12 protein-coding genes are annotated in these 15,214 nt (G+C 67.6%); 1 reads left to right on the top strand and 11 read right to left on the bottom strand.

Going from position 1 to position 15,214, the window contains the following annotated elements; translation table 11 throughout:
* Nucleotides 1–202: 202 nt before the first annotated feature.
* The 11 genes from clpB to AC3WVS_RS19475 all read right to left on the bottom strand — a co-directional run bounded on the left by clpB (nt 203) and on the right by AC3WVS_RS19475 (nt 14,160).
* On the bottom strand, nt 203–2,791 hold the full coding sequence (gene clpB / locus AC3WVS_RS19525) for an ATP-dependent chaperone ClpB (protein ID WP_492319961.1): 2,589 nt from the start codon (nt 2,789–2,791) through the stop codon (nt 203–205).
* Nucleotides 2,792–3,015: 224 nt separating this feature from the next.
* Nucleotides 3,016–3,897 carry a MaoC/PaaZ C-terminal domain-containing protein gene (locus AC3WVS_RS19520; RefSeq protein WP_492319960.1) on the bottom strand — a complete coding sequence of 294 codons (882 nt, stop codon included), beginning with the start codon at nt 3,895–3,897 and terminating at the stop codon, nt 3,016–3,018.
* On the bottom strand, nt 3,897–6,047 hold the full coding sequence (gene phaZ2 / locus AC3WVS_RS19515) for a D-(-)-3-hydroxybutyrate oligomer hydrolase (protein WP_492319959.1): 2,151 nt from the start codon (nt 6,045–6,047) through the stop codon (nt 3,897–3,899). Before phaZ2 ends, AC3WVS_RS19520 begins: the two co-directional genes overlap by 1 nt.
* A 122-nt stretch (nt 6,048–6,169) precedes the next feature.
* The gene (locus AC3WVS_RS19510) at nt 6,170–7,714 is read right to left on the bottom strand and encodes an acyl-CoA synthetase (protein WP_492319958.1); all 1,545 of its coding nucleotides are present in this window, start codon (nt 7,712–7,714) and stop codon (nt 6,170–6,172) included.
* A 14-nt stretch (nt 7,715–7,728) separates the two neighbouring features.
* Nucleotides 7,729–8,805, bottom strand: coding sequence for a branched-chain amino acid ABC transporter permease (locus AC3WVS_RS19505; RefSeq protein ID WP_492319957.1), 1,077 nt, complete (start codon nt 8,803–8,805; stop codon nt 7,729–7,731).
* 11 nt (nt 8,806–8,816) lie between these two features.
* Nucleotides 8,817–9,842 carry a branched-chain amino acid ABC transporter permease gene (locus AC3WVS_RS19500; RefSeq protein WP_492319956.1) on the bottom strand — a complete coding sequence of 342 codons (1,026 nt, stop codon included), beginning with the start codon at nt 9,840–9,842 and terminating at the stop codon, nt 8,817–8,819.
* 15 nt (nt 9,843–9,857) lie between these two features.
* On the bottom strand, nt 9,858–10,598 hold the full coding sequence (locus AC3WVS_RS19495) for an ABC transporter ATP-binding protein (RefSeq protein WP_492319955.1): 741 nt from the start codon (nt 10,596–10,598) through the stop codon (nt 9,858–9,860).
* Nucleotides 10,591–11,352, bottom strand: a complete 762-nt coding sequence (locus AC3WVS_RS19490) for an ABC transporter ATP-binding protein (protein ID WP_041227982.1) — start codon at nt 11,350–11,352, stop codon at nt 10,591–10,593. The genes AC3WVS_RS19495 and AC3WVS_RS19490 overlap by 8 nt, the downstream gene beginning before the upstream one ends.
* A gap of 92 nt (nt 11,353–11,444) precedes the next feature.
* Nucleotides 11,445–12,632, bottom strand: a complete 1,188-nt coding sequence (locus AC3WVS_RS19485; protein WP_492319954.1) for a substrate-binding domain-containing protein — start codon at nt 12,630–12,632, stop codon at nt 11,445–11,447.
* Nucleotides 12,633–12,709: 77 nt separating this feature from the next.
* Nucleotides 12,710–13,492: an enoyl-CoA hydratase/isomerase family protein gene (locus AC3WVS_RS19480; protein ID WP_492319953.1), complete on the bottom strand. Its 783-nt coding sequence runs from the start codon at nt 13,490–13,492 to the stop codon at nt 12,710–12,712.
* Complete coding sequence (locus AC3WVS_RS19475; protein WP_492319952.1) at nt 13,489–14,160, bottom strand: TetR/AcrR family transcriptional regulator; 672 nt, start codon at nt 14,158–14,160, stop codon at nt 13,489–13,491. The genes AC3WVS_RS19480 and AC3WVS_RS19475 overlap by 4 nt, the downstream gene beginning before the upstream one ends.
* Nucleotides 14,161–14,400: 240 nt before the next feature.
* On the opposite strand from AC3WVS_RS19475, the gene AC3WVS_RS19470 reads away from it, so the two are divergent.
* A partial coding sequence (locus AC3WVS_RS19470; protein ID WP_492319951.1) for an alpha/beta fold hydrolase occupies nt 14,401–15,214 on the top strand: 814 nt, incomplete at its 3' end.

Genomic DNA, 15,214 nt, shown 5'->3' with positions numbered 1-15,214 from the left:
TGTGCCACTCGGCGGATGGCGCGGAACGGCGCGGCTGGCGACGACCCCTGGCATCGTGGCGTGAAAAAATTGCACGCGGCGGGACCGCCTTACACGCAACGCGCGATGGCAAGACGAAAAAAAGCCCCTGCGCTGTATCGCAGGGGCCTGACCATGATCGACCGCCTGTGTGCTCCGGCAGTCGATCGAGCCATGGGCAGCCTTAGTCCAGCTTCCGCCCGAACGTGAACTCCCCGTCGACATAATCCACCGGCACCACATCCTTGGCGGCGAACTTGCCTTCCAGGATCGCCCGCGCCACCGGGTTCTCGATCTGCTGCTGGATCGCCCGCTTGAGCGGACGCGCGCCAAACACCGGGTCGTAGCCTGCGCTGGCGATCTTCTCCAGCGCCGTCTCGCTCACCTCCAGCGTCATGTCCATGCGGGCCAGGCGGCCTTGCAGGCGTTGCAGCTGGATGCGCGCGATCGACTCGATATGCTTCTGGTCGAGCGCGTGGAACACCACCACTTCATCGATCCGGTTCAGGAACTCCGGCCGGAAATGCGTGCGCACTTCCTGCCAGACCGCACCCTTGATCGCTTCCTGCGGCTCGCCGGTCATCGACTGGATGATCTGCGAACCCAGGTTGGACGTCATCACGATCACCGTGTTCTTGAAGTCCACGGTGCGGCCCTGGCCATCGGTCAGGCGGCCGTCGTCCAGCACTTGCAGCAGCACGTTGAAGACGTCCGGGTGGGCCTTCTCGACTTCATCCAGCAGCACCACGCTGTACGGCTTGCGGCGCACGGCCTCGGTCAGGTAGCCGCCTTCCTCGTAGCCCACGTATCCCGGCGGCGCGCCGATCAGGCGGCTGACGCTGTGCTTCTCCATGAATTCGCTCATGTCGATGCGGATCAGGTGCTCTTCCGAATCGAACATGAACTCGGCCAGGGCCTTGCACAGCTCGGTCTTGCCGACGCCGGTAGGGCCCAGGAACAGGAACGAGCCATAAGGCCGGTTCTCGTCCGCAAGCCCGGCACGCGAACGGCGGATGGCATCGGACACCAGCCGCACGGCTTCGTCCTGGCCGACCACGCGCCCATGCAGCCGGTCTTCCATCTTCAGCAGCTTCTCGCGCTCGCCCTGCATCATCTTCGATACCGGGATGCCGGTGGCACGGCTCACCACTTCGGCGATTTCCTCGGCGCCCACCTGCGTGCGCAGCAGCTTGTTGGGCTGCTTCTGCTCGCTGGCCTCGGCGTCGGTGGCGGCCTTGAGCTTGCCTTCCAGGCCCGGCAGCTTGCCGTATTGCAGCTCGGCCACCTTGTCCAGCTTGCCTTCGCGCTGCAGCTTGGCGATCTCCAGCTTGACCTTCTCGATCTCTTCCTTGAGCGCGGCCGTGCCCTGCGCGGCGCCCTTCTCGGCCTTCCAGATCTCGTCCAGGTCGGCGTACTCCTTCTCCAGGCGCGCGATTTCCTGCTCGATCAGCTCCAGGCGCTTCATCGACGCCTCATCGGTCTCTTTCTTGACCGCCTCGCGCTCGATCTTCAGCTGGATGGTGCGGCGCTCGAGCTTGTCCATCGACTCCGGCTTGGAATCGATTTCCATCTTGATGCGGGCGGCCGCCTCGTCGATCAGGTCGATCGCCTTGTCGGGCAGGAAGCGGTCGGTGATATAGCGATGCGACAGCTCCGCCGCGGCGACGATGGCCGGGTCGGTGATTTCCACGCCGTGGTGCAGCTCATACTTTTCCTGCAGCCCGCGCAGGATGGCAATGGTGGCTTCAACGCTCGGCTCATCGACCAGCACCTTCTGGAAGCGGCGCTCCAGCGCGGCGTCCTTCTCGATGTACTTGCGGTACTCGTCCAGCGTGGTCGCGCCGATGCAATGCAGCTCGCCGCGCGCGAGCGCCGGCTTGAGCATGTTGCCCGCGTCGATCGCGCCCTCGGCCTTGCCGGCCCCGACCATGGTGTGGATCTCGTCGATGAAGACGATGGTCTGGCCCTCGTCCTTGGCGACGTCGTTCAGCACCGCCTTCAGGCGTTCCTCGAACTCGCCGCGGTACTTGGCGCCGGCCAGCAGGCCGGCCATGTCCAGCACCAGCACGCGCTTGTTCTTCAGGCTCTCGGGCACTTCGCCGTTGACGATGCGCTGCGCCAGCCCCTCGACGATGGCGGTCTTGCCCACGCCCGGCTCGCCGATCAGCACCGGGTTGTTCTTGGTGCGGCGCTGCAGGATCTGGATCGCGCGGCGGATCTCGTCGTCGCGGCCGATCACGGGATCGAGCTTGCCGATGCGGGCGCGCTCGGTCAGGTCGATGGTGTACTTCTTGAGGGCCTCGCGCTGGCCCTCGGCCTCGGCGCTGTTGACCGAATCGCCGCCGCGCACGGCCTGGATCGCCGACTCGAGCGACTTGCGGTTCAGGCCGTTTTCACGCGCGATGCGGCCGGCGTCGCCCTTGTCGTCGGCGACGGCCAGCAGGAACAGCTCGCTGGCGATGAACTGGTCGCCGCGCTTGATGGCTTCCTTCTCGGTGGCGTTGAGCAGGTTCACCAGGTCGCGGCCGATCTGGACCTCGCTGGTGCCCTGCACTTGCGGCAGGCGCTTGATGGCGGCATCGAGCGCCGTCTGCAGGCCCTGCACGTTGACGCCGGCGCGCGCCAGCAGCGCCTTGGCGGCGCCGTCGTCCTGCGCCAGCAGCGCGCGCAGCAGGTGCTGCGGTTCGATGTATTGGTTGTCGTTGCCCAGTGCCAGGCTTTGCGCATCAGCCAGCGCTTCCTGGAACCGGGTGGTCAGCTTGTCAAGACGCATAAGGATTCCCTCTCTCGGATAAGGTCGTGTCCTGATGCGGGGGCGTCGGCGCCGGTCTTCGCTGCCGGAGCGCCCGTATGCCCTGCCGGACACTGGATGTCTTTCCGAAAGATAAGGCTTTGTCGCGACATTTCAAGGCCGCGCCGGTACGCAATCACCCCGTTCAGCACGCCATGCCGATACCCCAGGCTCCGACGCTCTCAAGTGCCGCAAGCGATACGTGGCTAGGCGGCACGGCAGGCTCCCTTGTCCGCCAGGTTGCGCACCAGCACCAGTGATTCGCCCTGCACCACCACGCGCCCGTCCGCGCCCGTGACGACGCTGGCCAGGTTGACCAGGTCCTTGCCCGCGCGCACCCGCACGATGCGCACGCATGCCGTCAGCGGCTCATCCAGCCGCGCGGCTGAAGCGAGGCGCAACGACTGCTTCATCCACCCCGTGCCCCGTCCGGGCAGTTGCGTGCCGAGCAGGTCCGAGAACATGCCGGCCAGCAGCGGCAGCGGCACCACCGGCCCGCCAAAGCCGCGCGCGCGGGCAAAGGCCGGATCGGCGTGGTAGGGGTTGGCGTCGCCGGTCAGGTTGATGTATTCGTCCAGGTCCGCCTGGGTGAAGGCGCGTGTTGCACGGGCTTCGTGACCGGGGCGCAGGCCGTACAGTGAGGCGTCGCCCGCCTCTGGCGCCGGTGCCGTGTCGCCGGGTAGCCGGGCCAGTCCCTCCGGCCCGGCACCCGGCAGCCAGAGCGACTCGCCCACGGCCGTGACGCGCTGCGCATCGCCCGGCCCGCCCGCGCTGCCAACGGTGGTGCCGTAGCCCGCCAGTCCGGCGGGCGCGTGCTGCGGCGCCAGCGCGATCCGCACCGTATCGCCAACGAAGGCCGGTGTCGGGAACATCAGCGTCTGCCCGACCGGCAACGCCGGCCCGGGCAGCTGCCGCCAGGTGTGGGCGCACAGCAGCGAGAACAGGAACATGCCGTGCGCCACGGTGGCACCGAAATGCGTGCCACGGGCAAAGCACGGATCGCAGTGGATCGGGTTGTCGTCGTGCGACAAGGCGGCGAAGCGGTCAAAATCGCGCTGCGACAGCACGCGCGGCAGGGCATCGTTCATCAGTCAGGCACCTGTACGGTATTAGCGTTGACGGTAATCGCGTTGCCGGCAGCAGGCGATGCGGCAAACGGCGGCACGTTGGACGGCAGCAGCGTCGGCGCCGGCGTGTTGAGGGTGCCCCCGCGCGGCGTGGTGCGCACCACCTGCGACGGCGGCAGCGCCTTGCCGGCGGTGAGGTTGTCGTAGACCGCGTCCAGGGCCCGGTTCAGGTAGACGTGCAGCGGCACATAGCGGTTGCTGTAGCCCGGCACCAGCCCGATGAAGGCATCGAGGTGCTGGGCGTTCTCGACCTCCACGTACGACAGCTTGCTGGTCACGCCCTCCTGCTGCCGGTTCAGCCCGAGATACGGGCGCGAGGTATGGTTCACCGGCAGCAGCCCGTCGCTGCGCCCGTGCACGATCACCGCAGGCTTGCCGCGCAGGTTGCCGTTGCGCAGCGTCAGCGCCTGGCCGGCCTGCAACGCACGCGCCGCGGCGTCGGAGCCGGACAGCAGGCTGCGCAGGCAGTTGGCGCCGTCGTAGTTCAGGTCTGCCCGCAACGTCGACGGTGAAACGGACGCCAGGTTCAGGTACGGGCCATGCTGCGGATCGAGGTCATTGATCAGCTGGACCGGCGGCTGCGGCGGCACGCCGTTGCCGATGGCGAACATCGACGCCAGCGCCGCGGGTGCGATTGCCGCGGGCTTCAGGTCGGTCAGCGTGCTGGCAAAGCTGTAGCCGCACAGCCGGTCGGTGACGCTGGCCTGCGCATAGGCGTTGGCATAGTTGACCGAGATCGCGGCGGCTACATCAAGCACGGCCAGCGACGGGTGCAGATCGTCCGTTTCCGCTTCCCAGCCGGCGGCACGCAGCGCCTGCAGGGCGCTGGCGCTTTGCTCGTCCGTGTTCGCACCGCTGACCAGGCCCTTTTCCGCCAGCGTCTGGCAGCGGTTGGCAAAGAAGGTCGCCGTGGCCGGGTTGGTGTAGAGCGGCGCCTGGGCCAGCGCGGTGGCCCGCGCGGCGCAGTGCTGCAGCAGGTTGGCCGTGGTGCTGTAGTCGTACAGCGTGCGGCCCGAAGCCGCCACCGGCGTCGCGCCGCGTTGCACCACGACGCCGGTATCGGGCGGCATGTTCAGGTTGGGCTCGCCCACCGCAACGCCGTCGATCAGCCCGCCGGCATCCTGCTCGGCCGCCGCCACCGCGGCACCGCCGCCGTTCGATACGCTGGAGGCGATCACCACGATCCTGTCCTTGTCCAGGGTGCGCTGGCGGGTGCCGTTGGCGGATACGGCGCCGAAGCGGTCATTGATCGCCCAGATCGCAAATTCCACCGCCTGCAGCGTGAACTTGCCCCAGTCCTTCTCCGGGTTGCGCTGCGAATGCGCGTGCTTGAATGCCAGCCGGTGCGGGTTGGCAGCGGTGAAGTCCGCCAGCGAGGTGGCCCCCGCCGGCGCGGCGAACTGCGCGTTCTTGCCGGCCGCAGCGCGCGTGGCGCGGGTGCCGTCGATCAGCGGCACGGTGTCGGTATCCAGGTCATGCGGCGCGGCGCCGGTGCCCTTGTCGGTATAGGCCACCGCGCAGCCGCGCTTCAGGCCCCACTCGCCGGTGGCGATGGCGCCATAGACGCCGCGCGAGCCGGACGAGGTGGCGGTGATCACGCATGGCTTCGAAGTGTTGAACGACGCAGGGATCTGCACCAGCATGGTCACGTTCTGCTGGCCCGAGCCATCGTCCGAAAAGGCCAGGTACTCCACGCCGGCCACTTTGCCTTCGGAGCCGGTGGCATTGCCCTGAGCGTCGACATTGGGGCCGTAGAGCGAGCCGTAGCCGCCGCTGGCGGTGGTGTCGACGAGGGCACGATAGTTGGTATGGATCACATAGCGCCGCAACTCCGCCGCGGTCGGCGCGGTGGGATTGGCCGGCAGTGGCGCGGTGGCGCTGGCGAGGCCGTCCTTGCCCAGGCCGGCAGTGAGCAGGTCGTCGGTGGTGCCGTTGTAGCTGTTGATCGTGACCGTGCCGATATTCGCCGGCTTGGTATTGGGGTTGCTGCCGTTGCCGTTGTTGTTGTCATCGCCCGAGCCGCAGGCGGCGGCCAGCATCGATGCGGCGGCCGCCAGCACCGTGAGCCTGAGGCGGCGTTTCTGCTGCAGCGGGATCTGCGTGGAATGCATGTCAACCTCCTCCTGTCGCACCCGGATGGCCGGGGCTGTCGAGTTGTCTTCAGATCGAGGACTGCGGAGACTGCGAACTGCGGAAATCGGAAACACGGCAACCGCTGGCGCGGCCATGCGCCTCAGCCAGAGAACTGTGCGCGCAGCTTGTGCTTTTCCACCTTGCCTGACGGCGTGCGCGGCAGCGCGTCGAGAAAGCGCACATGGCGCGGCACCTTGTAGCCGGCCAGCTGCGCCTTGCAGTGGGCGATCACGGCATCGGCCTCCAGCACAGCGCCCGGGCGCAGCACCACCAGCGCCATGCCGACCTCGCCCCAGCGCGCATCCGGCGTGCCGATCACGGCGGCCTCGGCCACGCCCGGCAGCTGGAACAGCACGTTCTCGACTTCGGCCGGATAGACGTTCTCGCCGCCCGAGATAAACATGTCCTTGGCCCGGTCGACGATGTAGTAGTCGCCGTCCTCGTCACGATAGGCGATATCGCCGGAATGCAGCCAGCCGCCGCGGATCGCGGCCGCGGTGGCCTCGGGCAGGTTCCAGTAGCCTGGCGTCACGCCGGGGCCCTTGATCAGCAGTTCGCCACGCTCGCCCGGGCCCACGTCCACTCCAGCCGCATCGACGATGCGCGTCAGCATCGACCCCACTGGCTTGCCGATGGTGCCGATCTTGCGGCGCGCGGTGCCTTCGTCGCAGACAAAGACCGTGGGACCGGTCTCGGTCATGCCGAAGCCGAAGCAGATGGTCACGCCCTTGGCCAGGTAGGCCTCCAGCAGCGGCCTGGGCACCGGCGAGCCCCCCGCCGACATATTGCGCACGCCGGCGAAGTCTGCCTGCGCGAAGCGCGGGTGCTGGCTCAGGAACAGGTAGACCGCCGGCACCGCGAAGAACATGGTGATGCCCTCGCCGCTGGCGCGGTCGAGCTTGCCCAGCACCACCTGCGGCTCGAACTGCCGCATGATGTGCACCGTACCGCCCGCGTGCAGCACCGGGTTGGCATACAGGTTGAGGCCGCCGGTGTGGAAGAACGGCAGCACGCTGAGGAACACGTCGTCGCGCGTGATCTTGTTTGCCAGCATCGCGTTGACGGCATTGAAGAAGACCATGCCATAGGTCTGGATCACGCCCTTGGGCCTGCCGGTGGTGCCGGAGGTATAGAGCAGGTGCCAGACCTCGGACTCATCGCGGCACGGCATCTCGATGATGCGGCCGGAGGCGGCGTCGAGCACCGCCTCGTACTCGGTCCAGCCGCCGGGAACGTCGGCGGCCTCATCGTCGGCCAGGTGCAGCACCGCGCGCAGCGGCATGGCGCGCGCCAGATCCGCGGCCACGGCGAGGAAGCCGTCGCCGGCCACCAGCACCTCGGGCGTGCAGTCCTGCAGGATCGGCAGCAGCTCCGCCGCCGGCAGGCGCCAGTTCAGGCACACCATCACCATGCCGGCCTTGGCGCAACCATACAGCATCTCGAAATAGTCCGAGCTGTTGTGCGCCAGCACCGCCACGCGCGTGCCCGGCGCCAGTTGCAGGTGGTCACGCAGGTATTCCGCGAAGCGGCTGGCGCGTTCGTCGAAATGGCGATAGGTCACCTGGCGGCCGGTCTCCACGTCCACCAGCGCGACCTTGTCGGGGAAATGCTGCGCATTCTTGTGCAGCCAGTCGATGACGTACATGCGCTAGCCTCCGCTCAGCTTGCCACGTCCTGCACGGGCCCGGTGCCGCGCAGCCGCCCCACCACGCCCTGCGGGAAATAATAGACGCTCAGGATAAACAGCAAACCCAGCCACAGCAGCCACCGGTCCGGATGCAGCAGCGACGACAGCAGCGGCAGCGCGGCGGTGGCGTCGCTGGCCAGTTTCATCACGTCCTGCAGGTAGGTTTGCGCCACCAGGAACAGCACCGTGCCGATCACCGCGCCATAGAGCGTGCCCATGCCGCCGATCACCACGATCAGCAGGATGTCGACCATGATCTCGAACGACAGCGAGGTATCGGGCCCGTTGTAGCGCAGCCAGATCGCCATCAGCACGCCCGCCAGCGTGGCGAACATCGCCGACAGCACCGTCGACACGGTGCGGTACACCACGGTGCGGTAGCCAATCGCCTCGGCGCGGAAGTCGTTCTCGCGGATCGCCTGCAGCACCCGGCCAAAGGGCGAGTTGACGATCCGCAGCAGCACCAGGAACAGCACCACCGCGCCGGCGAACACCAGGTAGTAGCTCAGCAGCTTGCCGCTCAGCGGCACGCCCAGCCATTCAGTGTCGCCCAGCGTAAAGCCGGGGCGCAGCACCTCCGGCACCTTGAAAGTCAGCCCGTCTTCGCCGCCGGTCCATTCCGACAGCTGCGACACCAGCGTGGCAAAGGCGGTCGCCACCGCCAGCGTGATCATGGCAAAGAAGATCGCGCGCACCCGCAGCGAGAACAACCCGATCAGGAACGCCAGCAGCGCTGACACCGCGAGCGCACCCACGGTGCCGGCCAGCAGCGCGCCCCAGCCCGGCTCCATGCGCGACATGGCGATGGCCACGCCATAGCCGCCGATGCCGAAGAACATGGTGTGAGCAAAGGAAACGATGCCGGTATAGCCCAGCAGCAGGTCATAGCTGGCCACCAGCACCAGGAAGATGCAGATCTTGGCCGCCATGTTGAGCGCGCGCGCGCCGGGGAAGGCAAAGGGCGCGCACGCCAGGGCCACCAGGATCACCAGCAGGATCACGGTCAGCACGCGGCTGCGCGGCAGGTCGCCGGAGAGAAGTCGGATCATGGTCGTTGCCCTCAGCGCCGCGCCACCGGGAACAGCCCCTGTGGGCGCCACAGCAGCACCAGCATCATCAGCAGGATGTTGGAGAACAGAGCCACCTTGGGGAACAGGAAACCGGTGTAGTTGGCCATCAGCCCCACCAGCAGCGCACCGACAAAGCAGCCCGTGGTCGATCCCAGCCCGCCGATGATGATGACGATAAAGATCAGCACATTCACCTGCGCACCGATCGCCGCGGTGATGTTCTGCTGGTACAGCCCCCACAGCACCCCGCCCAGCCCCGCCAGCGCCGCGCCCGCGACGAACACGCCGATAAACAGGCGCCGCACGCGGTAGCCAAGCGCTTCGACCATCTCGCGGTTCTCCACGCCGGCGCGGATCAGCAGGCCGATGCGGGTGCGATTCAGCAGCAACAGCATGGCGATAAAGATCACCAGCCCCAGCGCCATCGCGATCAGCCGGTATTTCTCGATCGCGGCATCGCCCAGCAGCACCGCGCCGCGGAAGGTGGTGGGCACCTGCAGCGCGATGGTCTCTGGGCCCCAGATCGCCTTGATCAGCTGCTCGGCCACGATCATGCCGCCCATCGTGATCAGGATCTGCTTCAGGTGCTGGCCGTAGACCGGGCGCACCACCACGCGCTCGAAGAACAGCCCGACCGCGCCGGCTGCGACCATTGCGGCTACGATCGCCAGTGCAAACACCGACAGGTTCAACGCCAGGCTGTCGGCTTCGACCCAGCCTGCCAGTGGCAGCAGGACCGAGGCGGCCACATAAGCGCCCAGCGCGATGAAGGCGCCGTGGCCGAAGTTGAGCACATCCATCAGGCCGAACACCAGCGTCAGGCCCGACGAGACGACGAAGATGATCATTCCCATCGCGAGCCCGGCAATGGTCAGCGTGAGCCAGGTCGACGGGCTGCCGACCAGCGGATAGGCCAGCAGCATCAGCAGCGGCGCCAGCGCCAGCGGGGTCCAGTCGAGCCGTACCTTGGGCAGGTCCGACGGTGCGGCGGCCGGCAATGTCGTTGAAGTGGTCATGTGTGTTGTCCCGCGTTACTGGTGCGCCGCCAGCGACAGCCCCAGCAACTTCTGCTGCAGCCCGTCGTCTTCAGCCAGCGCCGCCATCGTGCCCGTGTGCACCGTCCGCCCATCGTCCATCACCGCCACCGTATCCCCCACCGACTTCGCCATATGGAAGTTCTGCTCCACCAGCAGGATCGACACCTCGGTCTGCTTGAGCTCGCGGAACACATGGATCATGTTCTGGATGATGGCCGGCGCCAGGCCCTTGGTGGGCTCGTCGACGATCAGCAGCTGGCGCGGCTCGATGATGGCGCGCGCTACCGACAGCATCTGCTTCTGCCCGCCCGACAGCACGCCGGCGCGCTGCTGCCAGAAGGTCCTAAGCGCCGGAAACATGCGGAACACCCAGTCCAGCCGGCGCTCGTCGATGGCGCCGGTGCGCGCTGCCAGGCGCATGTTTTCGGCCACGGTCAGGTCGGAGAACACGCTCATGTTTTCCGGCACGTAGGCAATGCCGGCCTGCGCGATCGCGGGCGTGCTGTGGCGCGTGATGTCGGTGCCGTCAAAGGTCACCGTGCCGGTGCTGGCCTGCCACAGGCCCATGATGGTGCGCAGCGTGGTGGTCTTGCCGGCGCCGTTGCGCCCCAGCAGCATGGTCACGCCGCCGCGCGGCACCTCGAAGCTGACGCCGTGCAGGATGTGGTACGGGCCGATATGGGTCTGCACGCCCTGTAAACGCAGGATCGGCCCGGTTGCTTGTGCGTCAGCCATGGCTGCCCTCCTCTTCCGGCATGCCCAGGTAAGCCTGCTGCACCACCGGCGAGGCGATCACCTCGGCCGGGTCGCCGTCGGCCACCAGGGTGCCGTTGTGCAGCACGATGATGCGGTCGGCCAGCGAGCGCACCACGTCCATCTTGTGTTCGACCAGCAGCACGGTCTTGCTGCGGTCCTGGCGGATCTCGCGGATCAGGTCAAGGATCACCGGCACTTCATCCACGCTCATGCCCGCGGTGGGCTCGTCGAACATGAACACGCGCGGCTGCAGCGCGAGCAGGATGCCGACCTCCAGCTTGCGCTGGTCGCCGTGCGGCAGCGAGGCCACCGTCAGCTGGCGCTTGCCGGCCAGCGCCACGCGCTCCAGGATCGCCATGGCCTGCGCCTGCACGTCGCGGTGGCTGGTCCACATCGAGAACAGGTCGATGCCGCGCTGCTGGCGCGCCTGCACCGCCAGGCGCACGTTCTCCAGCACCGACAGCTGCGGGAACAGGCTGGTCAGCTGGAAAGCGCGGCCGATGCCACGGCGCGTCTTCTGCGACACCGGCAGGCGCGTCACGTCCTCGCCATCCAGCAGGATCTGCCCGGCCGTGGGCGGCAACTGGCCCGAGACCAGGTTGAAGTACGTGGTCTTGCCGGCGCCGTTGGGGCCGACGATGCAGGTCAGCTCGCCGGGCCGGAACGCGCACGACACCGCATTGACGGCCACATGGCCGCCAAAGCGGATGGTCAGGCCGCGCGTCTCCAGCAGCGGCTGCGCCGCGGCGGCAGTCGCGCCGGCGTGCCCGGCGGCCGGCTGCGACGGCGCCGGCGCGGACCGGGTGAAGGATGCTGGCGCGTTCATCATCGGTGGTTGCGCACGGGCACGGCCATTTCTTCGGGCTTGATCTCGCGCACGAGCTCAGGCACGCCCCAGGCGAAGGCCGGATCCACCTTGATCTTGAAGTGGTACATCGACTGCATGGCCTGGTGGTCTTCCTTGCGGAAAGTCATCTTGCCCTTGGGGGTGTCGAATGACATGCCTTCCATCGCCGTGATCAGCTTCTCGGTGCCGGTCTCGCCGCTGGTCTTCTTCAGCGCCTCCACCAGCGCGATGCCCGCGGTCATGCCGCCGGCCGTGAAGAAATCGGGCGGCGCCTTGAACTTGCTGTAGTGGTTGGACACCAGCCACTCATTGGCCTTGTTCTTGGGAATGCCGAAGTAGTAGTACGTAGCCCCTTCCATGCCCGGGAAGTTCTTGTAGCTGGCCATCGCCGGCAGGATGTTGCCGCCCGTGGCAATCTCGATGCCGTAGCGCTTGGGATCCAGATCCGCGATCTTGAACGGGTTGCCGGCACCGGCCCAGATAATGAAGATCACCTTGCGACCCGGCTTGTCCTTGAGCGAATCAAACAGCCGCTGCGCGCCTGCGGTGAAGTCCGTGGTGCTGGTCGGCAGGTATTCCTCATGCACGACCCTGGCGTTCTTCAGCGCGCCCTTGAAGGCCTTGACGCCGTCGCGGCCAAAAGCGTAGTCCTGCGCCAGCGTGGCGATCTGCACGCCCGGCTTGTCCAGCGCCACGGCGTTGGAGATTGCGTCCTGCGACGAGTTGCGGCCGGTGCGGAAGATATAGCGGTTCCACTTGTCGCCGGTGATCGAGTCGGCCACCGCGGGTTCGACCAGCAGTACCTTCTTGTATTCCTCTGCCACCGGCAGCATCGCCAGCGCGGTGCCGGAAGAGGTGGGGCCGACCGCGATATCGGCGCGGTCGTCGCTGTAGGCGGCGGCCAGCTGGGCCTTGGCCACGTCCGGCTTGCCCTGGGTGTCTTTCTCGATCACCACCAGCTTGTTGCCGTTGACGGTCATGGTGCCGTTGGTGGCGTACTCCAGACCCATCATCAAGCCGGTCTGGGTCTGCTTGGCGTAGGCCTCGAGCGCGCCGGTCTTGTCATAGACGTGCGCTATGCGGATGTCCTTGGCCAGCGCGGTGCCGGCGGCAAGCAGGCCGGCGGCCATGACCAGGGCACGTACGGCGAGTGGGTTGCGTTGCATTGCTGTCTCCTGTGTTCGGTCTCGTTTGTCTTTGTCTGGATGAAACCTGCTGCAACTGCCTGGGAAAGCTCTACAAACTATTCGCGCGCGCGCCCTGCCAGGAAGCACCGCATGCCGTCGGCAGTCTCGGCGCTGGCGATCTGTGCGACAAAGGCCGCGCGCTCGCGCTCAAGGCCGGCCGCCAGGGTGTCGGCGTCCCAGCGCAACAGCGCGCGCGTGCGGGCCACGCTGCCCGGCACCTTGCGCATGACGCCACGCGCCAGCGTCGCGGCATCGGCCTCGGCCGAACCCGGTGCGGCCAGCGCAGTCGCCAGCCCGAGCGCCGCCGCCTCCGGCGCGGCGACGATCGTATTGTTCAGCTGCCAGGCGCGCGCCCGCGGCGTGCCGACCAGCTGCGGCAGCATCGCGGTCCAGCCGCCGTCCGGGCTGAAGCCAACCACCGTGTAGTACGGCGCGATGCGCGCATCCCGCGCCAGCACCGCCATGTCGCACGCCAGCACCAAACCCAGCGAGCCGCCCGTCAGCCAGCCCTCCACCGCCGCCACCACCGGGCAGCGCAGCGCTGCCAGGCGCAGGATCGAACGGTTCAGCAGTGCCAGCAGCCGGTCGGCGTAGCTGGCTATCGCGTCGCCCTGCGCAGCGAATGCCGCGACATCGCCGCCGGTGGAGAAATTTTTCCCGGCATGCGTCAGCACCACGGCATGAATCGCCGGGTCGGCTTCAATCTCGTCCAGCGCGGCGAGCAGCGCTTCCAGCAACTCGGGCACCAGGCTGTTGTGCCGCTGCGGCCGGTTCAGGCGCAGCAGCGCCACGCCATCGGCGCGCGCCCACTGCACCAGGGGTTCTGCGTGGGCGTTCATCGCGGCTGCAGGCCGTGCGAGATCAGGTCGAAAGCGGTGTCGACCACCTTCTCCATCGAAGGCGGGCGCTTCCAGCGCGCATAGCGCATGCCCAGGAAGTTGCTGATGCCGATCAGGCACCAGGCGCGCACCTCGGCATCGCCGGGCACGATCTCGCCCTGCTCTTCGGCGCGCGTCAGGCGCCGGCTGTAGAGCTCGGCAAACACCTGGAAATAGCTGCTGTAGATGGTCTCATCGACCGAGTACGAATCAAGCACGATCCGGTACAGGTTCTTGTGGCGCGAAACGAAAGAGAGAAATGCCTTCAGCCCCAGGCGCTCGGCTTCCATCTGGGTGGCCGCGGCGGCAACGTGCTTGCGCAGGTGGGCGCGCACCAGTTCCAGCATGTGCGCGACCAGCGCGCGGAAGATGTCTTCCTTGTCCTTGAAATACAGGTAGAAGGTGCCCATCGCGACCTTGGCTTCCTGCGTGATCTCGGAGATCGACGCGGCGTAATAGCCTTTCTCACCGAACACCTTCTCGGCCGCGCGCAGCAGCGCCTCGCGCGTCTTCTGCCCGCGCGCGGTCTTGGGCGGGCAGATGCCGCCGGCATGACCGGGTTCGCGGGTTGCGCCGGGTTCGCGGGTTGCGCCGGTTTCGGGCGGTGCGCCCGTGTCGGTCTGGGACATCTTGTCTCCGGTGGCGCTGCGCGCCTTGTCATTGGAATGCCAGCCGCTTCATGTCTGCCGGCGCAGGCAGGTGCCTCCTCCGCGCCTGCCTGCGCCGGGAATCGCCACTCAGGCAAAACCTGATAGCTGATTCATGTTTCATCGTATAAATTGCCCACCGTGGATGTCAATAGAGAGGCACCCTCACCCGGTGGCATCCAGGCCGCTGCCCTTTACCCTCCTGCCAGGAGAGAACCGTCGTTGGACGCTTCCGATTCGGCACCTGCCGGCCCCGCTTCGCCGCCGTTCGCCAGCCACCCGGCACGCGGCGCCTTGCCAGGCTGGCGCGAAACCGGCCAGGGACGGCCGCTGCTGTTGCTGCACGGCTGGTCCGTCACCGGCGAGGCCTTCGACGGCCAGCGGGCGCTCGCACTGGCGGGATTCCGCGTGATCGCGCCCGACCATGCCGGCCACGGCCTGTCGCGCGAGCGCGACGGCACCACGATCACGGCGCTGGCGCGCGACGTCGCCGGACTGGTTGCGCACCTCGGGCTGACAGACGTGGTGGTCGCTGGCTGGTCGATGGGGGCGATGGTGGCATGGGCGCTGCTGCGGGACCATTCGGGTCTTCCGCTGGCAGCGGTCGGCAGCATCGACATGACACCGAGGCTGGTGACCGATGCGGCCTGGCCGCATGGCCTGCACGGCCACTATGAGATTGCGCACGCCGCGCAGATGGCGGCCCGCATCCGGGCCGACTGGCCCCGGCTGGCGCCGTCGGTCGCGCTGGGAATGTGGTCGGCGGGAAGGCGCCCGGAAGGCGCCGCAATGCAACGCATCGCGCACATGGCGGGCCAGTGCGATGCGTTGGCGCTTGCCGCTTTATGGGAAGACATGGCGCGCCAGGATTTCCGGGAGACATTGCGAGCCACCGGGCTGCCGCTGTTCCATTTGTACGGGGAAGCCAGCCGGCTCTATGCGCCCGCGGTGGGCGCCGCCACGCTCGCACTGCGGCCCGGGGCGGGATTCAGCGTGGTGGGGGGCGCCAGCCCCCACCCCCCCCCCGAGCAACCAC

Source organism: Cupriavidus sp. CPT47-8839-RL05A, assembly GCF_058792255.1.
This window is presented reverse-complemented; position numbering and strand designations above follow the sequence as displayed.

Coding starts and splice junctions, on each gene's coding strand:
- AC3WVS_RS19485 (WP_492319954.1), bottom strand. CDS start 12,632: ATGCAACGCAACCCACTCGCCGTACGTGCCCTGGTCATGGCCGCCGGC.
- AC3WVS_RS19505 (WP_492319957.1), bottom strand. CDS start 8,805: ATGATCCGACTTCTCTCCGGCGACCTGCCGCGCAGCCGCGTGCTGACC.
- clpB (WP_492319961.1), bottom strand. CDS start 2,791: ATGCGTCTTGACAAGCTGACCACCCGGTTCCAGGAAGCGCTGGCTGAT.
- AC3WVS_RS19520 (WP_492319960.1), bottom strand. CDS start 3,897: ATGAACGATGCCCTGCCGCGCGTGCTGTCGCAGCGCGATTTTGACCGC.
- AC3WVS_RS19480 (WP_492319953.1), bottom strand. CDS start 13,492: ATGAACGCCCACGCAGAACCCCTGGTGCAGTGGGCGCGCGCCGATGGC.
- AC3WVS_RS19500 (WP_492319956.1), bottom strand. CDS start 9,842: ATGACCACTTCAACGACATTGCCGGCCGCCGCACCGTCGGACCTGCCC.
- phaZ2 (WP_492319959.1), bottom strand. CDS start 6,047: ATGCATTCCACGCAGATCCCGCTGCAGCAGAAACGCCGCCTCAGGCTC.
- AC3WVS_RS19475 (WP_492319952.1), bottom strand. CDS start 14,160: ATGTCCCAGACCGACACGGGCGCACCGCCCGAAACCGGCGCAACCCGC.
- AC3WVS_RS19495 (WP_492319955.1), bottom strand. CDS start 10,598: ATGGCTGACGCACAAGCAACCGGGCCGATCCTGCGTTTACAGGGCGTG.
- AC3WVS_RS19510 (WP_492319958.1), bottom strand. CDS start 7,714: ATGTACGTCATCGACTGGCTGCACAAGAATGCGCAGCATTTCCCCGAC.